General features: G+C 48.8%; 22 protein-coding genes. 14 read left to right on the top strand and 8 right to left on the bottom strand.

What is annotated here, in order from left to right; all coding sequences use genetic code 11:
• Position 1: 1 nt before the first annotated feature.
• Complete coding sequence (locus CTN_RS07225; RefSeq protein WP_004080285.1) at positions 2-496, bottom strand: prepilin-type N-terminal cleavage/methylation domain-containing protein; 495 nt, start codon at positions 494-496, stop codon at positions 2-4.
• Positions 497-580: 84 nt separating this feature from the next.
• Here CTN_RS07225 and CTN_RS07220 point away from each other — a divergent pair, with 84 nt between their 5' ends.
• Positions 581-1,072 (top strand): ferritin, encoded by a 492-nt coding sequence (locus CTN_RS07220; protein ID WP_004080283.1) that lies wholly within the window; start codon positions 581-583, stop codon positions 1,070-1,072.
• A 40-nt stretch (positions 1,073-1,112) separates the two neighbouring features.
• Entirely contained in the window at positions 1,113-1,766 is a 654-nt protein-coding gene (gene mtnN, locus CTN_RS07215) for a 5'-methylthioadenosine/S-adenosylhomocysteine nucleosidase (protein ID WP_008195634.1), read from the top strand.
• On the opposite strand, the gene CTN_RS07210 is transcribed toward mtnN, so the two are convergent.
• Both CTN_RS07210 and CTN_RS07205 read right to left on the bottom strand, forming a co-directional pair.
• Positions 1,763-2,647 (bottom strand): phosphate acetyltransferase, encoded by an 885-nt coding sequence (locus tag CTN_RS07210; protein ID WP_038067955.1) that lies wholly within the window; start codon positions 2,645-2,647, stop codon positions 1,763-1,765. The genes mtnN and CTN_RS07210 overlap by 4 nt on opposite strands.
• 11 nt (positions 2,648-2,658) lie before the next feature.
• Positions 2,659-3,894, bottom strand: a complete 1,236-nt coding sequence (locus CTN_RS07205; RefSeq protein WP_015919909.1) for an aminotransferase-like domain-containing protein — start codon at positions 3,892-3,894, stop codon at positions 2,659-2,661.
• 111 nt (positions 3,895-4,005) lie between these two features.
• Here CTN_RS07205 and CTN_RS07200 point away from each other — a divergent pair, with 111 nt between their 5' ends.
• From CTN_RS07200 to CTN_RS07145, 12 genes are all read left to right on the top strand, one after another.
• Positions 4,006-4,932 (top strand): AAA family ATPase, encoded by a 927-nt coding sequence (locus CTN_RS07200; protein ID WP_015919908.1) that lies wholly within the window; start codon positions 4,006-4,008, stop codon positions 4,930-4,932.
• Positions 4,929-6,167 carry a DUF58 domain-containing protein gene (locus tag CTN_RS07195; RefSeq protein ID WP_015919907.1) on the top strand — a complete coding sequence of 413 codons (1,239 nt, stop codon included), beginning with the start codon at positions 4,929-4,931 and terminating at the stop codon, positions 6,165-6,167. Before CTN_RS07200 ends, CTN_RS07195 begins: the two co-directional genes overlap by 4 nt.
• Complete coding sequence (locus CTN_RS07190) at positions 6,157-7,428, top strand: hypothetical protein (protein WP_015919906.1); 1,272 nt, start codon at positions 6,157-6,159, stop codon at positions 7,426-7,428. Before CTN_RS07195 ends, CTN_RS07190 begins: the two co-directional genes overlap by 11 nt.
• 175 nt (positions 7,429-7,603) lie before the next feature.
• Entirely contained in the window at positions 7,604-8,716 is a 1,113-nt protein-coding gene (locus tag CTN_RS07185) for an ABC transporter substrate-binding protein (RefSeq protein ID WP_015919905.1), read from the top strand.
• Positions 8,717-8,793: 77 nt separating this feature from the next.
• Positions 8,794-9,693, top strand: a complete 900-nt coding sequence (locus tag CTN_RS07180) for a branched-chain amino acid ABC transporter permease (RefSeq protein WP_041437860.1) — start codon at positions 8,794-8,796, stop codon at positions 9,691-9,693.
• Positions 9,693-10,769 (top strand): branched-chain amino acid ABC transporter permease, encoded by a 1,077-nt coding sequence (locus CTN_RS07175; protein ID WP_038067833.1) that lies wholly within the window; start codon positions 9,693-9,695, stop codon positions 10,767-10,769. The genes CTN_RS07180 and CTN_RS07175 overlap by 1 nt, the downstream gene beginning before the upstream one ends.
• Positions 10,766-11,620 (top strand): ABC transporter ATP-binding protein, encoded by an 855-nt coding sequence (locus CTN_RS07170; RefSeq protein WP_015919902.1) that lies wholly within the window; start codon positions 10,766-10,768, stop codon positions 11,618-11,620. The genes CTN_RS07175 and CTN_RS07170 overlap by 4 nt, the downstream gene beginning before the upstream one ends.
• Positions 11,613-12,332 (top strand): ABC transporter ATP-binding protein, encoded by a 720-nt coding sequence (locus CTN_RS07165; protein WP_038067831.1) that lies wholly within the window; start codon positions 11,613-11,615, stop codon positions 12,330-12,332. Before CTN_RS07170 ends, CTN_RS07165 begins: the two co-directional genes overlap by 8 nt.
• An 11-nt stretch (positions 12,333-12,343) precedes the next feature.
• Positions 12,344-12,991, top strand: coding sequence for a CBS domain-containing protein (locus tag CTN_RS07160; RefSeq protein ID WP_015919900.1), 648 nt, complete (start codon positions 12,344-12,346; stop codon positions 12,989-12,991).
• A gap of 79 nt (positions 12,992-13,070) precedes the next feature.
• Positions 13,071-13,721: a cytochrome c biogenesis CcdA family protein gene (locus CTN_RS07155; protein WP_015919899.1), complete on the top strand. Its 651-nt coding sequence runs from the start codon at positions 13,071-13,073 to the stop codon at positions 13,719-13,721.
• A gap of 15 nt (positions 13,722-13,736) precedes the next feature.
• Positions 13,737-14,399, top strand: coding sequence for a thioredoxin family protein (locus tag CTN_RS07150; RefSeq protein WP_015919898.1), 663 nt, complete (start codon positions 13,737-13,739; stop codon positions 14,397-14,399).
• 72 nt (positions 14,400-14,471) lie between these two features.
• Positions 14,472-15,671 carry an NADP-dependent isocitrate dehydrogenase gene (locus CTN_RS07145; protein WP_015919897.1) on the top strand — a complete coding sequence of 400 codons (1,200 nt, stop codon included), beginning with the start codon at positions 14,472-14,474 and terminating at the stop codon, positions 15,669-15,671.
• Between the two features lie 21 nt (positions 15,672-15,692).
• On the opposite strand, the gene CTN_RS07140 is transcribed toward CTN_RS07145, so the two are convergent.
• From CTN_RS07140 to CTN_RS07120, 5 genes are read right to left on the bottom strand one after another with little or no spacing between them, the layout of a single operon-like run.
• The gene (locus CTN_RS07140) at positions 15,693-16,700 is read right to left on the bottom strand and encodes an ABC transporter permease (protein ID WP_038067828.1); all 1,008 of its coding nucleotides are present in this window, start codon (positions 16,698-16,700) and stop codon (positions 15,693-15,695) included.
• 43 nt (positions 16,701-16,743) lie between these two features.
• Positions 16,744-18,249, bottom strand: coding sequence for an ABC transporter substrate-binding protein (locus CTN_RS07135; protein WP_038067826.1), 1,506 nt, complete (start codon positions 18,247-18,249; stop codon positions 16,744-16,746).
• A 15-nt stretch (positions 18,250-18,264) separates the two neighbouring features.
• On the bottom strand, positions 18,265-19,242 hold the full coding sequence (locus CTN_RS07130; protein ID WP_038067824.1) for an ABC transporter ATP-binding protein: 978 nt from the start codon (positions 19,240-19,242) through the stop codon (positions 18,265-18,267).
• The gene (locus CTN_RS07125; RefSeq protein ID WP_015919893.1) at positions 19,229-20,200 is read right to left on the bottom strand and encodes an ABC transporter ATP-binding protein; all 972 of its coding nucleotides are present in this window, start codon (positions 20,198-20,200) and stop codon (positions 19,229-19,231) included. Before CTN_RS07125 ends, CTN_RS07130 begins: the two co-directional genes overlap by 14 nt.
• A complete protein-coding gene (locus tag CTN_RS07120) occupies positions 20,197-21,102 on the bottom strand; it encodes an ABC transporter permease (protein ID WP_015919892.1) in 906 nt (301 codons plus the stop codon). The genes CTN_RS07125 and CTN_RS07120 overlap by 4 nt, the downstream gene beginning before the upstream one ends.
• Between the last annotated feature and the right edge of the window lie 22 nt (positions 21,103-21,124).

Here is a 21,124-nt window from a genome sequence, read left to right as displayed (position 1 = left end):
TTCACTTCAGATTGGGAAGTGCTACGCTCATAAAATAGGTTCTTTCGATGTTGTGTTTTTCTTTTCCTATAACAAAAGAGACAGTACCGGTACCCGCCAAAAATGTGCAGGTTGAAATATCTGTCACGAGTATCCTCGTATCTGTGCTGTTCGAATCTTCCTGGAAGATGTACAATTTGATGTCCGGTTTTTCAAATGCAATGGTGTATGTGTAGTTCCTGGAATAGTACTTTTCTCCACCGAAAGGAACGTTCACAAGGAAAGAAATTTTTTCAGGATTTTCCGGATAAATCTGATCCGCTCTGGGACCTGCTTTCAAAATCTCCTTTCTTATTTCCATCGCTGCTTTCAAAAGATCGTCCGCTAACTCGATCGTGGTAAACGACTGAACAGTGGCAACAATTGTTCTCGCTGTGAATCCCAGAACCAAGAGTATTCCGATGAGAAGAACAGCTATAGTTATCAAAAGCTCTACGATCGTGAAACCATTCCTCATCGTATCACCCCCATTTTGATTATTAACAGAAAAATGTGGCAAAACTGTGGCAAGTGGTAGAATTGTACAGTAGGAGGTGAGATGATGGTTATCTCAGAAAAAGTGAGAAAAGCGCTCAACGATCAGTTGAACAGGGAGATCTACTCTTCCTATCTCTATCTTTCGATGGCAACTTACTTCGACGCTGAAGGATTCAAGGGTTTTGCCCACTGGATGAAAAAGCAAGCGCAGGAAGAGCTCACTCACGCGATGAAGTTCTACGAATACATCTACGAAAGAGGAGGAAGGGTCGAACTCGAAGCCATAGAGAAGCCACCTTCGAATTGGAATGGAATAAAAGACGCCTTTGAAGCGGCTCTGAAACACGAAGAATTCGTCACCCAGTCGATTTACAACATCCTGGAACTCGCTTCGGAAGAGAAAGATCACGCCACCGTGAGTTTCCTCAAATGGTTCGTTGACGAGCAGGTGGAAGAAGAAGATCAAGTGAGAGAAATCCTCGATCTTTTAGAAAAGGCAAATGGTCAGATGTCTGTGATCTTCCAGCTAGACAGGTATCTTGGACAGAGAGAGTGAAGGGGCACTGCGCCCCTTTTTCTCATCTGGAGGTGGGAACGTGATCCTGGTTCTCGGTGTGTTCAAAATAGAAGTGGAACCCATGCTCAAAGAGATGGAAGTCCTGGAAAAAGGACGTCTCTTGAAAAGATACTACCAGCGGGGAGTTGTAGGAAGAAACGAGGTGGTCGTGAGTTACGGTTTCATCGGGAAGGTCGAAGCCGCGCTCGTTACTCAGGCTTTTCTGGACAGGTTCAACATAGATGCTGTTTTTCTAACGGGAAACGCCGGTGGTCTGGAAGGTGTTGAAGTTGGGGATGTCGTGATAGGAGATTCCTACGTTGAGTACGATTTCGAAACGGCCCTTGGTGATGAAGGAATCATCGTCTCGGGCAGTGAGGATCTTGAAGACAAGGTGATCGCTTATTCAAACAGAGAGATCAAAACGGGATTGATAGCAAGCGGGGACGCCTTTGTGACAGTGAAGGAGAAAGCCGAGGAGATAAAAAGAAGAACGGGAGCCCTCTGTGTCGATATGGATTCCGCCGCCGTGGCAAAGGTGTGCCACGAGAACGAGAAGAAGTTCCTCGCCATAAAGACGATCGTTGACATATGTGGCAGAGAAACGGAAGAAGAGTTCAGAAAAAACTACGAGAGATACGGCTTTCTCTCCAACCTGATCCTCCTCGATGTTCTGAAAAAGTGTGTCTTCTAAGCGAAGACCGCCGAGAGGGCTATGGAATAAAACTTCGTTTCTTCCGAGTCTGCACGTGATGTGAGAACTACAGGGACTTTCCCACCAAGAATGGTAGACGCGGATTTCGCTTTAGCAAGAAAAACCAGAGCTTTGTACAGAATGTTCGCCGCCTCTATATCTGGCAGTATCAGGATGTCGGCCTTTCCCGCCACAGGGCTTTGTATCCCTTTCTTTTTCGCCGCTTCTTCCGACACAACGTTGTCCAGCGCGAAGGGACCATCGACGATACATCCCTTTATCTGCCCTCTCTGGTTCATCTTCGAGAGGATGGCCGCTTCCATCGTGATGGGCATCTTTGGATTCACAACTTCTATGGCACCGACAACGGCAACTTTCGGTGTTTCTAAACCCATGACGTTTGCCACTCGAACACAGTGTTCTATCATGTCCACCTTCTGTTCCAGAGTGGGGCTTATCAGCATACCGGGATCGGAGATGATGAGAGGCCTCGGGAAATCGGGTATCTCCATCACGCTCACCATCGCCATCGTCTTTCCCGTTCGAAGACCGTACCTTTCGTCCAGATAGATCTTCATCAAATCTCCTGTCTTTATCTTTCCCTTCATGAGAAAATCGCATTCTCCCTTTGAAACGGCCTCCACAGCGAGTTTTCCCGCTTCTTCTGGGGGACAATCTATGATTTGAGGGTTCTTCCATTCAGGGACGAGTTCCTCGATGATCCTGGTGATCTCTTCCTCTGGACCGAACAGAACGGGCTCGCACACTCTCTCCTTCCAAGCCCTGTATACGGCTTCTATCACGTGATCATCGTTCGCAGCCGCAACCGCGAGCTTTTTTCCTTTTCCCCGAGCCATCTCAACCAGTTTTTCCAGAAACATTCTCTCACTCCTCACAGAAGGTGTTTTTCCTTGCCGTACTCGAGGACAACTTCCCTGAGCCTTTTGATCCCTTCAACGATCTTTTCATCCGGCGGCAGACAGAAGGAAAGCCTCATAGAGGGACTCGGCTCGTCGTACACTTTGAAAACCCTTCCAGGAACGTAAAACACCTTCTTTCTCTTCGCGTACTCGAACATCTCCCAGGTGTCGAAACCCTCAGGAAGGGTGAGCCAGATGAAGAGACCGCCTTCCGATTTCACCCATTTCACGCCTGGTATGTCGGAGAAGTACTCTTCGAGAGCGTTGAGCATCACCGTTCTCTTTCTTCTGTAGAGTTCGATGGTGGGTTTCAACTGCTCGAGAAGATCGTACCTCTCCAAATAACGGGCAGCGAGACGATGAGTGATAGCGGGACTGCACAGATCCGCTGACTGCTTCGCCTGAACGATCTTTCTGATGAACTCCTTGCTTCCCGCCACCATTCCTATTCTGAGACCCGGAGCGAGGACTTTGCTGAACGTGTTGAGAAGAACCACCCTTTCTGGTCCACCTATCTTGAAGATGGGATCCACAGTTTCTCCTTCGTACCTCAAAGCACCGTAGGGATCGTCTTCCACGATGAAAAGATCGTATTTCTCTGCAATTTCAACGAGCGCCCTTCTCTTTTCCAGAGAGGTAGTGACACCTGCGGGGTTGTGGAAGTTGGACACAACGTATATGAACTTCACCTGTTTTATTTTTCCCTTTTTATCCATGTCTGAGAGTTTTCTCTCCAGGATGTTCAGATCCATTCCATTGTCTTCGAGTGGAACCACGATGAAGTTCGCAAGGTACTGTTTGAAAGCGTTTATGGCTCCAAGGTAGGCCGGATCATCCAGAACGCAGTAACTCTCGTCATCGAGGAATATCTTTCCTATGAGGTCCAGTGCCTGTTGGGATCCCACGGTGAACACCAGGTTGTCTTCGTCGAGGCCGGTGATACCGTACATTCGCTCCAGAAGTTTCAGAATCTGTCTCTTCAAAAGAGGGTCCCCTTCTGTTGTCGAGTACTGGAGTGTGTAGTGGTACTCTTTTTCTATGATCTCTTTTGCGATCTCGGCAAGTTCCCTCCTCGGGAAGGTTTCCGGGTCCGGCACTCCTCCACCGAAGGAAATGGCGTCTTTGTCAGCAGCGAACTTCAGGATCTCCCTTATGATCGAAGATTTCATGTTTTTTCCGATCTTTGAAACCTTGTTTTCCAGATTCACACGGCCACCCCCTGCTGCCTATCCTTTCTGGTGAATTATACACCAAACGGAGCGTTTCTTCGATGTGTTATTTGATATACTTTATAAAACGACCGATCGGGTGGTGGTTCTGTGAGAGAAAAGATCGAAAAAGTGATTTTGAACGTCGAAAAAGTTATAAAGGGAAAGAGGGAAGCGATAAAAGCGGTTGTCGCAACACTTCTTGCGAAGGGCCATGTTCTCATGGAAGACGTGCCGGGTGTTGGAAAGACCATGCTCGCAAGATCCCTTGCGATATCGCTGGGGGTTGATTTCAAGCGGGTTCAGTTCACACCGGACCTTTTACCAACGGATCTCACCGGGCTGTACATATACGACAGGAAAAAAGAGGACTTCGTTTTCAAAAAAGGACCCATATTCACCGATGTTCTTCTGGCAGACGAGATAAACAGGGCAACTCCGAGAACCCAGTCTGCCCTTCTCGAAGCGATGGCAGAGGGACAGGTAACCGTGGATGGAATCACCCACAGACTCTCCGACAGGTTCTTCGTCATCGCCACACAGAATCCCATCGAGTACGAGGGAACCTTTCCACTTCCCGAGGCTCAACTGGACAGGTTCATGACCTGTGTGAAGATGGGATATCCAGATGAGAAAGCAGAGATGGAGATGCTCACCTCTCAGGAAAAGGACCATCCCGTAGAACATCTGGAACCGGTTCTGGGGCCCGACGAACTCACGGATCTTCAGAAAGCGGTGAGGAACGTGTTTGTCAGCGGCGATGTGAAACGTTACATCGTTGATATAGCGAACGCAACGAGAAACCACTCGAGTCTTCTTCTGGGTATGAGTCCAAGAGGAAGCATAGCCCTCATGCACTTCTCCATGGCCCTTGCGTTCATGGAAGGAAGAGATTTTGTCCTTCCAGACGACGTGAAGAAAGCCGCCCTGTACGTGATCCCTCACAGAGTGATCCAGTCCGCCGAATCCAGACTCAAGAGGGAAAAGAAGGAGGACATAGTGAAAGAAATACTCGATCATGTGAAGGTGATCGAATGAAGGTGAAAAAGAGAGGACTTGTGATTCTCACGATCTTTTCCGTGATGGCCTGGATACTCACACAGAACAACCTTCTGCTGTTTCTTGTTTTCTTTGCCATCACAAGGTGGATCGACCTCTCTCTTGTACTCAGGAACCTTCCGAAGTTGAAAGTAGAAAGATACATCACAAAGACGAGACTTTTCGTGGATGAAAAAGCCAGGATGGTGTTCAAGATCATTAACACAGGAAACATGAAACTTTTCCTCAAACTCCAGCCCAGTCTCTCCCCCGTCAGGTTCTTCAAAAAAGATTCTGAAAGAATAATTCTGGATCCTCTTTCATCGAGGGAACTGACGTTCATTTTCTCCTACGGAACACGTGGAAGGAAGATTTTGAAAGGTTTTTCCATCACCTTTGAAGACGCATTCGCAATGTTCTCCGTTCAAAAGGTCTTCGAGGTGGAGGACGAAGTGATAGTCTTTCCAGAATACCTGCCCATCACCTTTTACAAAGAATCCCTGAAAGAACTGCTTCCTGGCAGAAAGAGCCCACTGAAACTTCTGGAAGACAACACGATGTTGAAGGGCCTCAGAGATTACAACGGTGAGCCGATGAACAGGATACACTGGAAGGCCTCCGCAAGGTACGGAAAACTCCTTGTGAAAGAGCACGATCACACCGCTCTTGGAAAAGTGAAGATCTTTCTGGATCTGAACCTTTCCAAAAATGCAGAACTTGGAGAGGTCTGGAAAGAACTCAGAAAGCACTACGAGGAAGAAGCGGTGAAACTCGTTGCAAGCGTTGTGAAAGAGTTGAAAGAAAGCCACACGCCCGTGGAACTGGTGGTGATCGGTGAGAGGGTGTGGAAAAACAACGAGAAAGACTGGGTTTCAGATTTTGAACTGCTTGCCACCGTGAAAGGAACGGACACACCTTCTCTCGACACGAGGGACATTCTGGAAGTCCACAGGTTCGATCCATCGGACACGGTGTTGCTCTTTTGTGTGCATCTGACCATGCAGGAACTTCCACTTCTTCTCAGGGTGAGATCAAAAGTTTCAAAACTGATCGTTTTTGTCATCCCCTACGGTTTGCGAGATCCGAACACGAAGCCTTTTAGAAGTTACCTTCTCATGCGAAGAGATCTACAGGATCTTCTGGAGAAAGCAAAGTTACTGGAGGAAAACCACGTGATAGTGAGAGGGATAAAGGAGAACATGACTTTCCAGGAGGCTCTGGACAGTGTTCCCTGATGTGCTGTTCGCAAGCGTGCTCTTTCTGTCCGGTATGAAACACTTCGACCTGTTCGTTCTGGGGGCACTCTCCGGTGTGACCGTGGTGATCGCCCTTAAAAGATTTTCCAGAACCTATCTGATAATCCTTCCGGCCTTCGGGTTTCTTTTCTGGCTCGTTCTGAAGAACAAAGATTTCATGATTTCTTCCCTTGTCACCAGTCTTTTTCTGATCTTCTCTGACTTTGAAAACGAAAGATCGAAGGTTCCGTCTCTTCTTGTTTTCTTTACAATGATGGTATTTTTCGGGAAGAATTCGCTCTCTCCAGCGCTTGTTTCTGGAGCGATATCCCTTTACTTTCTCTACGAGAGAAGATACCTGTACGCTCTGGCCTCTCCCCTTCTGATGCTTGTTCCGCCCTTCGATCTTCCTTCACTCTCGTTTGGAGGAAAACAAGTAGATGAAATTGCAGAATCTTCACAGCAGTCGACAAGAAACGTGGTTGTGATGATGGAAAAGTTCTTTCAGGGAGAAAACCCACTCATGGGAATACTGTGGGGAATCATCTTCTGGGTTGTCGCGGCGAGTGCGATCTTTCTTTTTCTGGCCTTTCTGAAAAAAGTCCGTATCAACATGAAGATTACCCACTATGTGCTTGTTTTTCTTGCCGTTCTCGTGGTAGCTCTGTACGCTTTCTTTCTGTTTGTGAATCTTGTGGTCCAGAACGTGAACCTCGAAATCGGTGTTCCGGAACTCACCCCGATCGGTCAGATGCTCTCCTCCTCTCCGTCTGCCTCTGTAACCATCGTAGAGATCGAAAGAAATCCCTCGTGGAACGGTGTGAGATGGGTTCTGACCATTGCCACTTTCGTCATGGCAATACTGATCCTTTATAACGCACTCAAGATCTTTCTGAAAACGACAAGATCAACAGACAGTGAACTGGAAACAGAAGAGATGGTGGAAGAAAAGTTGGAAAAATCCCCAGAGGATGAAAAGCAGACCGAGCGGAAAGAAATCCACAGTGTAGAAGAGGCTTATCTGTATTTAAGAGAAAGGTTTTTCCCTGGAAAGGACCACCTCACCCCATATGAACTGATAGAAGGAAAAAGGTATCACCACTTCAGAGAACTCACAGAGAAGTTTGCAAAAATAAGATACTCACGCATGAGAGAAAAAACTCCCTTTTCCGAATTGAAAAAACTCTTCCTGGAATCGGAAAAGGAACTGAAACGCTATCATACAAGCAACCATGAGAAAAATATGCAAAAAGAAGCATAAATCTTCAAAACAGAAAAACGAACAGAATTCATCGAAAATTGCCCAGGAAAATCGAAGACGAGAAAATTAACCCACAGAAAAGTTTGAATTAAGATTCAAAAAGATTTCTTGACGGCTCTCTGGAGAGCCTGTAAAATACTTATAAAAATCATTCTCAAAAGGGGAGGGAAAGATCATGAGGAAAGCCGTTTTGACTGTTCTTCTTGCTCTGATGGTTGTGAGTCTCTTTTCTGCGGTCAAGATCGGTGTGATCCTTCCGATGACGGGTGGGATCTCCGCGTTCGGAAGGATGGTGTGGGAAGGAATCCAGATCGCCCACGAAGAGAAGCCCACCGTTCTCGGGGAAGAAGTGGAACTCGTTCTCCTTGACACAAGAAGTGAAAAGACGGAGGCAGCCAACGCAGCGGCAAGGGCTATAGACAAAGAGAAAGTTCTCGCTATAATCGGTGAAGTTGCAAGTGCACACTCTCTTGCCATTGCACCACTTGCAGAAGAGAACAAGGTCCCGATGATATCACCCGCTTCCACGAATCCACTCGTGACACAGGGAAGAAAGTTCGTCTCCAGAGTGTGTTTCATCGATCCGTTCCAGGGAGCGGCGATGGCGGTCTTTGCCTACAAAAACCTTGGTGTCAAAAGAGTGGTCGTCTTCACAGACGTCGAACAGGACTACAGCGTGGGTCTTACGAACTTCTTCATAAACAAGTTCACCGAACTCGGCGGACAGGTAAAAAGGGTGTACTTCAAGAGCGGAGACCAGGACTTCTCCGCACAGCTTTCCGTTGCAATGGCGTTCAATCCTGATGCGATCTACATAACAGGGTACTATCCGGAGATCGCCCTCATCTCAAGACAGGCAAGACAACTTGGTTTCACCGGTTACATCCTCGCCGGTGACGGGGCTGATGCACCAGAGCTCATCGAAATCGGTGGAGAAGCGGTGGAAGGGCTTCTCTTCACCACCCATTACCATCCAAAGGCAGCGAGCAACCCCGTTGCCCAGAAGTTCGTTGAAACCTACAGAGAAAAGTACGGAAAAGATCCGGCCGCACTCAACGCACTCGGATACGATGCGTACATGGTCCTTCTCGATGCGATAGAAAGGGCAGGAAGTTTCGATACGGAAAAGATCGCCGAAGAGATCAGAAAGACAAGAAACTTCGAGGGAGCAACGGGTATCATCAACATCGATGAGAACGGGAATGCCATCAAATCCGTGGTCGTGAACGTGGTAAAGAACGGAACCTTCGACTTCGAAGCCATTATAAATCCATCCGATATTCAATAGTTCTACTCAAAAGACCAGTCAGGCGGGGCCCCGATATGGGGCTTCGCTTTATTTAGTTGAGAAAGGAAGGTGAAAGGGTGGTATTTTTCCTGCAGAACCTCTTCAACGGGATCATGCTCGGTGGGCTTTACGCACTCATAGCGATAGGTTACACGATGGTCTACGGTATTCTGAGACTCATCAACTTCGCCCATGGTGACGTGATGATGATGGGAGTGTACTTTGCATTTTACGCTGCCACCCTTCTCTCGTTGAGTCCCTTTCTTTCTGCCGTTGTTGCGATACTCGGTGCGGCACTTCTTGGATTTCTCATAGACAGGGTGGCTTACAAACCTCTGAGGAACGCTCCGAGGATCTCCGCTCTGATCACAGCAATTGGAGTTTCCTTCTTTCTTGAGAGTCTTGCCGTTGTGATCTTCGGTGCCATTCCAAAGTCGTTTCTGAACGTCTTCAAGGACAGAACGATACTGAACAAGGTGCTGATCGTTGCCGGCGCCAGAATCCCCCTTCTCACGTTCCTCGTCATATTCATCACCGCTGTCATCCTGGTGGTGCTCTTCTTCATAGTCTACAGGACAAAGATCGGAATGGCGATGAGGGCAATTTCCATGGACATACCAACGACATCCCTGATGGGAGTCAACGTGGACGCCGTCATTGGTTTCACCTTCGCCCTCGGTTCTGCCCTGGCTGCTGCGAGCGGGATCATGTGGGCGATGAGATTTCCGAACGTGCACCCCTACATGGGATTCATGCCGGGACTCAAAGCGTTCATTGCCGCGGTCTTTGGAGGAATAGGCTCGATCCCCGGAGCCGTGCTCGGGGGTGTTCTTCTTGGACTCATAGAGATATTCCTTGCGGCCTATTTCCCATCCGTTATGGGATACAGGGATGCTTTTGCTTTCATCATACTGATAGTCATTTTGCTCGTTAAACCGTCAGGCCTTCTTGGCAAAAAAATCGTGGAAAAGGTGTGATGGAGATGGAGAAGAGACTGTCAACACGTACGAACTTCATCCTCACGGTCATCTTTGTCCTCTTCATGGTCTTTCTTCTCTATCTTGCCAACAGGTACATGGACAGCTACAAACTGAGGGTGGTGCGACTCATCGCCATATACGGGATCATGGCGGTGAGTTTGAACCTGATAAACGGTATCACGGGTATTTTCTCGCTTGGTCATGCCGGTTTCATCCTGATCGGTGCCTACACTGCCTCGCTTCTTACGCTTTCACCCGAACAGAAAGCGATGTCTTTCATAATAGAGCCCATCGTTCCGTGGCTTGCAAACGTTCACACGGATTTTCTCACTGCCACTCTAGCAGGGGGAGCTCTGGCTGCGCTCTTTGCCTTTCTCATAGGATGGCCCGTTTTGAGGCTCTCCGGTGATTATCTTGCCATAGCATCGCTTGGTTTTGCCGAAGTGATCAGGATCGTTGCACTGAACGCCATCAGCATCACAAACGGCCCGCTGGGGCTGAAGGGAATTCCTGAGTACTCAAACATCTGGTGGTGCTACGGATGGCTTTTTGTCACCGTTTTGTTCACGGCAAGCCTCGTGAACAGCAGTTACGGTAGAGCCCTGAAGGCTGTCAGGGAAGATCGCATAGCGGCAGAAGCTATGGGAATAAACGTCTTCAAACACCAGCTTCTCTCTTTCGTCATAGGGGCGTTCTTTGCAGGAGTTTCCGGTTCTCTCTACGCTCACTGGCTCACGACGATAGATCCCAGGATCACCACACTCGGACCCATGCTCACCTTCTACGTCCTCATCATGATCGTGCTCGGAGGCCTTGGTAGCATCTCGGGGTCACTCATAGGAGCGGCACTCTTTGCGATTCTTTTCGAATGGCTCAGAGATCTGGAAGAGCCTTTCACGTTCTTCGGGATACACGTTCCCGGTATAAAGGGAATGAGGATACTTGTGATATCTGCCATATTCATACTCGTGATGATCTTCTGGCAGAGGGGCATCATGGGAAGAGAGGAACTCACCTGGAACAACCTCTATCGGTGGCTCTTTGCTCGTCGCAAAGGTGGTGAAAAGAAATGACGGTCACGGATCTTTCGAGAAAACCCCTTCTCATACTGGATCATGTGACGATGCAGTTCGGCGGGCTTGTTGCGGTCGACGATTTCACAAACGAGGTCAGGGAAGGAGAGCTCGTCGGACTCATAGGGCCAAACGGTGCCGGGAAAACAACGGTGTTCAACGTGATAACGGGCATATACACTCCCACAAAGGGTAGAATCATCTTCGATGGAATCGACATCACTGGCCTGAAGCCCTATCAGATCACACACCTTGGAATTGCAAGGACCTTCCAGAACATCAGGCTCTTCTCCGACATGACTGTCCTGGAAAACGTCCTTGTGGCACAGCACCATATCCTTTCCAACCCGGACGCAGACAGGATCCTGGTGAAACATGGAAAAAAGAAGAAGGGAGAAGGACGTTTCTGGTTCTGGAGAGCAGTCACCAAGATCGGGTACCTGAAAAAAGAAAAGGAAATGGTGGAGAAGGCAAAGGATCTGATAAGAAGAGTGGGACTGGAAAAGGTGATGTACGAGAAAGCCTCTTCGCTTCCATACGGTGATCAGAGAAAACTGGAGATAGCCCGCGCCCTTGCAACGAAGCCGAAACTGATCCTCCTCGATGAACCCGCCGCGGGTATGAACCCGAAAGAAACAGAAGATCTCATGGAGTTCATAAAACAGATAAGGAAGGACTTCAACCTGACCGTTCTTCTGATAGAACACGACATGAAGGTGGTCATGGGAATCTGTGAGAGAATTATCGTGATGGATTATGGCAGAATCATAGCAGAGGGAACGCCAAAGGAGGTACAGAACGATCCCAGGGTGATAGAGGCCTACCTTGGAAGGGAGTGGGAAAGTGTCTGATCTTGTCCTTGAAGTGAAGTCTTTGCACGTCTACTACGGTGCGATACACGCCCTCAAGGGGATAGACTTGAAAGTTCCCAGGGGACAGATAGTAACGCTCATCGGTGCAAACGGAGCGGGAAAAACAACCACCCTCTCTGCCATCGCGGGGCTTGTGAAGGCTCAGAAGGGAAAGATCATCTTCAACGGTCAGGACATCACGAACAAGCCTGCCCATGTGATAAACAAAATGGGGATAGCCCTCGTTCCGGAGGGAAGAAGGATCTTTCCAGAACTCACAGTGTACGAAAACCTCATGATGGGAGCGTACAACAGAAAAGACAAGGACGGTATAAAACGGGACCTCGAGTGGATCTTTTCTCTCTTTCCAAGGCTGAAGGAAAGACTGAAGCAGCTGGGAGGAACTCTCTCGGGTGGAGAACAGCAGATGCTTGCGATCGGAAGAGCGCTGATGAGCAGACCAAAACTTCTGATGATGGACGAGCCATCACTGGGACTTGCTCCCATACTGGTCTCAGAAGTTTTTGAAGTCATTCAGAAGATCAACCAGGAGGGAACCACGATTCTTCTTGTGGAACAGAACGCCCTTGGTGCTCTCAAAATAGCCCACTACGGATACGTTCTGGAAACGGGCAGGATCGTACTTGAAGGCAAAGCCAGCGAACTTCTGGACAACGAGATGGTCAAAAAAGCCTACCTTGGTGTTGCATAAGGGGGGAAAGCATGCTGGTCAAGGATTTCATGACGAGAAACCCGATCACCATAGCTCCAGAAACGTCTTTCAACGAGGCTTTGAAACTTATGAAACAGAACAAAATCAAGCGACTCATCGTGATGAAAGATGACAGAATCGTGGGAATAGTGACGGAGAAAGATCTGCTCTACGCTTCTCCATCGAAAGCCACCACCCTGAACGTGTGGGAACTTCACTACCTTCTGTCCAAACTCAAGGTGGAAGAGATCATGACGAAAGACGTTGTAACAGTGAACGAAAACACACCCATAGAAGACGCGGCAAGGATAATGGAAGAACGCGACATAAGCGGGCTCCCAGTGGTCGACGATGCGGGAAAGCTCGTTGGAATCATCACTCAGACCGATATATTTAAGGTCTTCGTGGAGATATTCGGAACCAAGAGAGAAGGAACCATAAGGTACACGATGGAGATGCCGAACAGACCCGGAGAACTTCTCGAGGTGGCAAAGAGGATATACGAAGCGGGTGGAAACATCATCTCCATTGCAACACTCTGTGAGGAAGGGAAAGACTCGTACCTTGCCACACTCAGGGTCGAAAACATCGACCACGAAAAGTTCATAAAGTCACTCGACGAGATCAACGTGAAACTCCTGTACTACTACTCGAACTGATCAGATCCCCCTCATCGCGAGGGGGAGATTCTGTGCTATAATTATTGTAGACTTTTTTGGTAGAAAAAGGAGAGAGAACATGGCCTTCTTCGTTGTGGAAGTGAGTTACTGGATGGCTCTTGGGTATGGGATCCTTGCGTTTTTCAGTCCATGTGTTCTTCCACTGATACCAGCTTTCTTCGGTGTGCTGTTCTCATCAAAGGGGGACTTTTTCAAACTGCTTGGTTTTTTCCTTGGGATCTCATCGCTTTTTTCTCTCATGGGAGTGCTCTTTGGACTCTTTGGCAACTTCGTTCCATCCTACGTTCTCACGTGGGTTTCTGGACTCGCCCTTGTAGTCTTTGGCCTGCTCTACCTGTTCGACGTTGAAGTCATGAAAGTGAAGAAAGGTCCAAACGTTTGGAAGTTCAGAGGTGGAGGATTTCTCAATGGCTTTCTTCTCGGAGGAAGCGTTGGCCTTGTGTGGATTCCCTGCTCGAGTCCCATCCTGGGAAGCATACTTGCCATCGTGGCAAGCGGGAAAGAGCCGGTAAAAGGTGGTGTACTTCTTTTTCTCTACTCACTTGGAATATCGATTCCGTTCGTTCTGGCTGGGGGATTTGTCAACAGGCTTTTGAATCGTATCGGTTTCAGAAAACCTGTGTGGATGAGAGTGTTGAAGATGGTGGGGGCTTCTTCTCTCATTTTTGTTGGAATACTCATACTTTCAGGAAAGTTCATCACGTACTGATGGGAGGATGATACTGTGAGAAAATTTGTAATGTTCATGCTGATCTTTTTTGGTGTTTTATCCTTCGCTCTCAGTCTGGACGACGCTTACAGACTTTCAAACATCACACAGAGAAAACTCATCATCATGTTCTCGAGTCCGACCTGCTATTACTGCAACCTGTTCAAAAAGGAAGTTCTTCCAAAAGAAGACTTTCAGGAGATCCTCGTGCCAAACTTCGTTCTGGCAGAAATTTACGCTACCGACGAGAAGACAACGCTCTTTGCGAGTGAAGTTTTGAACGAGCCCTCTCTTTCTTACAGAGAACTCTTCCAAGGGTTTGGTGTGAGGGGAACACCCACGTTCTTTTTCTTCAAGGGGAAAAAATACCTTGGGTACCTTCCCGGTTACGTGGAAAAGGACATGTTCATAAAGATACTGAAATACGTTGCTCAGGAATTGAAAGAGGACTTCGAGTCTTACATGAAAAAGAACGATCCATTCGTGGGAGAGCCGGTGATCATCGAAGTTTCCAAAGAAGATGCAGACTTTGTTCTGAAAAAGGACAAGAACGCTGTGAAGGTGGAGAGTGTACCGGATGAGGTGAGAAAAGACAGAGTGTATGTAACAGAAGATTCTGGTTTGGCGAGCAAGCTCAAAGACATGGGAGCGATGAGAATTCTTCTGATCAAAGATTAAAATCCTAAGAACATCGCGTAGGATCTGTTATCATTAGTTCTAGAAAACATCACAGAAAGGGAGGTACGAAGCGTGGAGAAGATAAAGGTCAAAAATCCCATAGTCGAGCTCGATGGTGACGAGATGGCGCGCGTGATGTGGAAGATGATCAAGGAAGAACTCATCCTTCCCTATCTTGACATCCCTCTGATTTACTTCGATCTTGGGATAAAAAAGAGGGACGAAACAGACGATCAGATAACGATCGAGGCGGCAAAGGCGATCAAGAAATACGGGGTCGGTGTGAAATGTGCAACGATCACGCCTGACGCGGAAAGGGTGAAGGAGTACAACCTGAAGAAGGCCTGGAAGAGTCCAAACGCCACGATCAGAGCCTACCTCGATGGCACTGTTTTCAGAAAGCCCATCATGGTGAAGAACGTCCCACCCCTTGTAAAGCGCTGGAAAAAGCCCATCATCATAGGAAGACACGCCTACGGAGACATATACAACGCGGTGGAAGCAAAAGTAGAAGGCCCTGCAGAAGTGGAACTTGTCGTGAAGAACAGGGAAAACAAAGTCCTGCTGGTCCACAGGTTCGAAGGAAACGGTGTTGTGATGGCAATGCACAATCTAGAGAAATCCATCAGGAGTTTTGCACGTTCATGTATCAACTACGCTATTTCGGAAAAGGTGGACATCTGGTTTGCAACGAAGGACACGATCTCGAAGGTCTACCACGCGTACTTCAAGGACATCTTTCAGGAAGAGGTGGACAGAAGAAAGGAAGACCTCGAAAAGGCTGGGGTGAACTACAGGTACATGCTCATCGACGACGCAGCCGCTCAGATCCTGAGAAGTGAAGGAGGAATGCTCTGGGCCTGTATGAACTACGAAGGAGACATCATGTCCGATATGATCGCCGCTGGTTTTGGAAGCCTTGGGCTCATGACATCTGTTCTCGTCTCGCCCGATGGTGTCTACGAGTTCGAAGCCGCCCACGGCACGGTTAGAAGACACTACTACAGATATCTGAAGGGTGAAAAGACCTCGACGAATCCAACCGCATCCATCTTTGCCTGGACAGGTGCGATAAGAAAAAGGGGAGAACTCGACAACACACCCGAGGTGTGTGATTTCGCAGACAAACTGGAAAAAGCCGTCATAAACACCATAGAGTCTGGTGTGATCACAAAGGACCTTCAGCCCTTCACAGACCCACCCATCGACAGGTACGTGACGCTGGAGGAGTTCATAAAAGAGGTGAAAAAGAACCTGGAAGAACTTCTGTGAGCGGGGCCTTCCCGCTCTTTTTCAATATCTCACCCTTGGATCTATCAGGGCGTTTATCACATCCACGAGGATACTTATCACCACGACGATCAGTGCGAAGAAGACCACCGTTCCCTGAATGGCAGGGAAATCTCTGTATCTGATCTTCATAACAAGATAGCTTCCAAGGCCAGGCCACGAGAAGGTGGTCTCGGTGAGGACCGCTCCTCCCAGAAGGAGTGCAAACTGAAGACCCATCATGGTGAATATGGGAACCAGAGCGTTCTTGAGGGCGTATCTGAACAGAACCACCCTTTCCTTCAATCCGCGGGCACGAGCCGCCTTCACGAAATCCTGAGCCAGCGTCAAAACGGTGTTGTTTCTCACCATGCGAACGAAGATACTGGAGATCACAAGACCGAGTGTGAGTCCCGGAAGAAATAGGTGTTCGAAGACATCTTTCAGAGCCTCCCAGTTTCCTGTCAGAAGAGCATCTATCGAATAGATACCCGTTATCACCTTCAGATCGATTGTGGGGGAGATCCTTCCTCCCACGGGAAGCCATCTCAGAACAACACCGAAAACATACTGCATCATGAGACCAAACCAGAACACCGGGACGGCGTACATCACCATCGAGAACATCCTGGCACCTATGTCGATACCGCTGTCTCTTCTGTACGCGGCAAAACTTCCCCAGAAGATACCAACAAGGACGGCTATAACAAAGGAAAAAAGTGTGAGTTCCAGCGTTGCGGGAAACCTCTCTTTGATCTCATCCCAGATGGGTCTTCCGGTCAGTGTGGATTTCCCGAGGTCACCCCTTAAAAGATCTCCGATGTAGTCGAAGAACTGAACAACGATGGGTTTGTCCAGGCCCAGTTCGTGCCTTTTCTGTTCTATCACTTCCTTTGGAGCCTTTCCTCCGAGGATGGCGAGCACAGGATCACCAGGTATGATCCTGAGAATCAAAAATATCAGAGCAAGCAGGATGAAAATCATCGGAACAGCAAGAACGATCCTTGTTATCACGTAGTTCTTCAGGGACATCACGGCACCTCCAGAAAGCCGCCCCCAGGGGGGGCGGCATTACTCACTCTTCCCAGTAGAGTATGTAGTATCTGAATATCTGTGTGGGCTCAAGCAGGATCCCCTTCACCTGCTTTTTCGCTGCACAGGTGGCAACACCCTGCCAGAGCGGTATGTAGGGAACGTCCCTGGCGAGGATCTCCTGGACCTTGTAGTAGATCTCGGCTCTCTTTTCCTGATCGGTGAGCTTTCTGGCTTCTATCATGAGGTTTTCCACTTCGGGATTCGAATAGAAACTTCCCAGAGATTTTGCACCACTTTCGCTCAGGAAGGGCCACACGTAGTCATCTGGGTCGAGATAATCCGGATACCAACCAAGCAGGAACAGTCCCATGGTACCGTTCAGGAAATATTCCACGTAGGTGGACCATTCGGCGTACTTCAGGTTCACCTTTATGACGCCGGTTTCCTCGAGGGATTCTTTCAACACCTGTGCAACGTCCGCCTCCGTTGTTCCGTAGTGTGTGGGTGTGTACCAGAGATCGATCACGAGCGGGTTGTTTTCGTCGTAGCCAGCCTCTTTGAGTAATGCTTTTGCTTTTTCCAGATCTCTCTCAGGGAAGACACTCTTGTGTCCCCACATGCCTTCTGGAATCATCGAGTACAGCGGTTTTGCAAGCCCTGCAAACACGTCCTCGACGATGACAGACCTGTTGACCGCATAGGCGAGTGCCTGTCTCACTTTCACGTTGTCGAACGGAGGCTGTGTCACGTTTATCACGAGATATCTTATTTGCGGGCTGTTTCCTTTGTAGACAACAATGTCCTCTCTTCCCTCAAGATCGATGATATCCCTTGGATCGAGATGCCTGTATGCAACGTCGATCTCTCCTGTTTCGAGTGCCAGTCTGAGGGTGGAGGCACTCTCGTAGAAGTTGATCACGATGGTCTTTGTCTTTGGCTTTTCACCGAAGTAGTTCGGATTGGCCTCAAGAACGATCCTCACGTCTCTGATCCACTCTTTGATCCTGTAAGGCCCAGAGGCCGAAGGTATCCCTTCGTAGAAGGAATCGGCTGGATAAACCTTTGGATTCACCGGATAGGCCACGGTGTAGCCAAGAACGGAGACGAACGCGGAGAACGGGTACTTCAGTGTTACACGGAACGTGTAATCGTCCACCACTTCCGTTTTTTCGACTATGTCCGAAAGCAAAAATGCGGGATCTCCGTTGAGTCTCATAACCCTGTCGAAGGAATACTTGAACACGTGTGCATCGATCGGTGTTCCATCCTCGAACTTTGCGTCTTTTCTCAGATAGAAGGTGTAGACCGTTCCCGTTTCATCGACTTCCCATCTTTCTGCGAGCACCGGTTTCAGGTTGCTGGTTCCTATCTCGTAGTCAACCAGACCGACCAGGACGTTCTGGAGTATGTTCGAGGAGAAGTAGTCATAGCAGTTTGCAGGATCGAGAGTTCTGATCTTGTCCGTGGTACCCACCACGATGATGTCCTTTGCTGCAAAAGAAAGAGTCACCGCCAGAACCAGAAACAACCAGACAAGCCTTTTCATACCCACTACCTCCCTTCAAGTGTAGAGATGACACGCCACTCTGTGATTTCCTTCGACCACCTTGAGCTGAGGTTCCTCTTCTGTACAAACATCCATTCTGTAGGGGCACCTGGGATGGAACCTGCATCCAGATGGAACGTCTATAGGGTTTGGGGTTTCTCCTTCGGGTATGAACTTTTTCTTTTTCTTGAGCGTGGGCTCGGGCACCGCAGAGATGAGTGCCTGGGTGTAAGGATGTTTTGGGTTCACATAGATGTCTTCGAAACTGCCTATCTCCACTATCTTTCCAAGGTACATAACGGCGATCTCGTCGCACACGTACTTCGTTGTGGCAAGGTCGTGTGTGATGAAGAGCATGGTGAGGTTGAACTCTTTTCGAAGATCCTGAAGAAGTTTCAGCAGTTGAGACCTCACGGACACGTCGAGCATGGCCACCGCCTCATCGGCGACCACAAAGCGGGGTTTCAAAATCAGGGCGCGTGCTATGACCACCCTCTGTCTCTGTCCCCCTGAGAGTTCCCTCGGGTATCTTCTGTAGAACTCCTCTGCGGGCTCCAGGTTGACCTTCTTGAGCATCTCGAGAACCATTTCCTTCCTCGATGACCTGTCACCGATTCCGTGTATCTCAAGGGCGTGTTCTATTGCTTTTCCCACCCTCATGTACGGATTAAGCGAGGCCATCGGATCCTGGAAGATGATCTGCATTTCCTTTCTGAGTTTTCTCATCTCTTCCTTTGAGAGTTTCGTGATGTCTTTTCCATCGAACAGTATTGTGCCAGCAGTCGGCTCTTCCAGTCTCAGAATTACTCTACCGGTTGTGGTCTTTCCGGAACCGGACTCCCCCACCAGTCCCAGACTCTTTCCTTCTTCGATACGAAAACTCACACCATCGACCGCTTTCACGTACTTTTTTGGTTTTCTCAGTATCGCATCGATCGGTCCGCGCCTTACAGGAAAGTGCTTCTTCAGGTCTTTCACTTCAATCAGAGCCATTCCGATCTCCTCCATAGAGCCAGCATTTCACACGCGTTCCGTCCACTTCGAACTCCGGAGGCTCTTTTTCTCGACAGATCTTCATCGCCTTTTCACACCTTGGAGCGAATCTACAACCCTTCGGTGGATTCGACAGATCGGGGGGAGAGCCAGGTATGTACTTCAGTTCCCTGTCGTTTATATCGGTGTTCGGTATGGACTCCAGCAGTGCCACTGTGTAGGGATGAAGGGGCTCGGTGAAGATCCTTTCCTTGGTTGCCAGTTCCACCAGATGGCCTGCGTACATCACACCGATTCTATCTGCCGCTTCGGCGACCAGTCCCATGTCGTGGGTTATCAGTATCATGGATGTGCTGTGTTCTCTGGAGAGTTTCTCAAGTAGCTCCATTATCTGGGCCTGTACGATCACGTCCAGAGACGTTGTGGGCTCGTCCGCTATCAGAACGGCTGGATTCAGAACTATGGAGAGAGCGATCATCACCCTCTGCCTCATGCCGCCGCTGAACTGAAACGGATAATCCCTCAACCTGTTTCTGTTTATACCAACGTCTTCAAGGGCACTAGCCGCAAGTTCTCTGGCCTCTTCTTCACTGAGATCGGGCCTGTGTGTGAGTATCATCTCCACAAAGTGGTCTCCTATTCTGAGGATTGGGTTGAGCGATGTCATCGGATCCTGGAATATCATGGAAACCTTCGAACCTCTGATTTTCCTCATCTCCTCGTTCGACAGCGAAGAAACATCTATTCCGTCCACCTTTATACTTCCTTCCACGATGGTTCCCTCTGGAAGAAGTTTCATGATGGCAAAGCCGAGGGTCGATTTTCCACAGCCGGACTCACCAACAAGTCCCAGCGTTTCTCCCTTCTCCAGGTCGAAAGAAACATTCTCAACAGCCCTTACAAAACCCTTCTCCGTTCGATACCTCACGCTTACGTTCTTCAATTCGAGCACCTTCATTTGCTTCTCTCCCCAACGTTCGGGTTTATGATCTCACTCATTCCCTCGCTGAACATGGAAAAGCCAAGAACGGACGTGATGATGGCAAGACCAGGAAACAGAACGCCCCACCAGGCCCTGCTCAGGATGAACCTCTGACCGTTGCTCAGATCGAATCCCCAGTCCGGGGTGGGAGGTGCTATTCCAAGTCCAAGGAAGCTGAGACCTGCTTCCGTCATGATCGCATCCGCAAGGTTCATGGAGAGGACCACCACAACAGAGGGAAGCACGTTGGGAAGCACGTATTTCACGAGGATCTCCCAGTCCCTCGCACCGAGGGCTCTTGCCGCCTCCACGTAGAGTTCGTTTTTCACGCTTGCAACCTGGTTCCTGACCACCCTGAAATAGGTGGGAGCATAGACAACGGCTATGGAAACGGCTATGTTCATTATCCCCGGTCCCAGCACTGCTGCGACCGCTATGGCAAGGATCAGACCAGGAAAAGAGTAGATAGCGTCCATCACTAGAGTCAAAACGCGATCAAAAATACCTCCGATGTAACCGGAAAGGAGTCCCAGAGGAATACCTATGGCAGACGCTATGAGAACGGCAAAGAACGCCACCATGAGGGCGATCCTTGAGCCGTATATAACCCTGCTGAAGATGTCACGACCAAGGTTGTCCGTTCCGAACAGGTGCTTCTCAGAAGGAGGTTGAAGGGACCTTCCCACACGAACGGTGGGATCATAGGGTGCGATGAGCGGTGCAAAGATTGCAAGAAAGACGTAGAACAGAAGAATGACCATTCCAATGAAAGCCAGCAAACCTGTTCGTCGCTTGAACAATTTGAAGGCTGGTTTAAAGATTCTTTCAGAGATCACTGTCCCCGACCTCGCTTTTCTTTTTTCATAATAATACCACATATTGGAATAACCTTCAAATTCC

The sequence above is a fragment of the Thermotoga neapolitana DSM 4359 genome (assembly GCF_000018945.1).
GTDB lineage: Bacteria > Thermotogota > Thermotogae > Thermotogales > Thermotogaceae > Thermotoga > Thermotoga neapolitana.
This window is presented reverse-complemented; position numbering and strand designations above follow the sequence as displayed.

Bases quoted from the DNA above. Each gene is read 5' to 3' on its own strand.
- CTN_RS07225 (WP_004080285.1), bottom strand. From the start codon at position 496: ATGAGGAATGGTTTCACGATCGTAGAGCTTTTGATAACTATAGCTGTT.
- CTN_RS07220 (WP_004080283.1), top strand. From the start codon at position 581: ATGGTTATCTCAGAAAAAGTGAGAAAAGCGCTCAACGATCAGTTGAAC.
- CTN_RS07210 (WP_038067955.1), bottom strand. From the start codon at position 2,647: ATGTTTCTGGAAAAACTGGTTGAGATGGCTCGGGGAAAAGGAAAAAAG.
- CTN_RS07195 (WP_015919907.1), top strand. From the start codon at position 4,929: ATGAAGGTGAAAAAGAGAGGACTTGTGATTCTCACGATCTTTTCCGTG.
- CTN_RS07185 (WP_015919905.1), top strand. From the start codon at position 7,604: ATGAGGAAAGCCGTTTTGACTGTTCTTCTTGCTCTGATGGTTGTGAGT.
- CTN_RS07175 (WP_038067833.1), top strand. From the start codon at position 9,693: ATGGAGATGGAGAAGAGACTGTCAACACGTACGAACTTCATCCTCACG.
- CTN_RS07170 (WP_015919902.1), top strand. From the start codon at position 10,766: ATGACGGTCACGGATCTTTCGAGAAAACCCCTTCTCATACTGGATCAT.
- CTN_RS07160 (WP_015919900.1), top strand. From the start codon at position 12,344: ATGCTGGTCAAGGATTTCATGACGAGAAACCCGATCACCATAGCTCCA.
- CTN_RS07155 (WP_015919899.1), top strand. From the start codon at position 13,071: ATGGCCTTCTTCGTTGTGGAAGTGAGTTACTGGATGGCTCTTGGGTAT.
- CTN_RS07140 (WP_038067828.1), bottom strand. From the start codon at position 16,700: ATGTCCCTGAAGAACTACGTGATAACAAGGATCGTTCTTGCTGTTCCG.
- CTN_RS07135 (WP_038067826.1), bottom strand. From the start codon at position 18,249: ATGAAAAGGCTTGTCTGGTTGTTTCTGGTTCTGGCGGTGACTCTTTCT.
- CTN_RS07130 (WP_038067824.1), bottom strand. From the start codon at position 19,242: ATGGCTCTGATTGAAGTGAAAGACCTGAAGAAGCACTTTCCTGTAAGG.
- CTN_RS07125 (WP_015919893.1), bottom strand. From the start codon at position 20,200: ATGAAGGTGCTCGAATTGAAGAACGTAAGCGTGAGGTATCGAACGGAG.
- CTN_RS07120 (WP_015919892.1), bottom strand. From the start codon at position 21,102: ATGTGGTATTATTATGAAAAAAGAAAAGCGAGGTCGGGGACAGTGATC.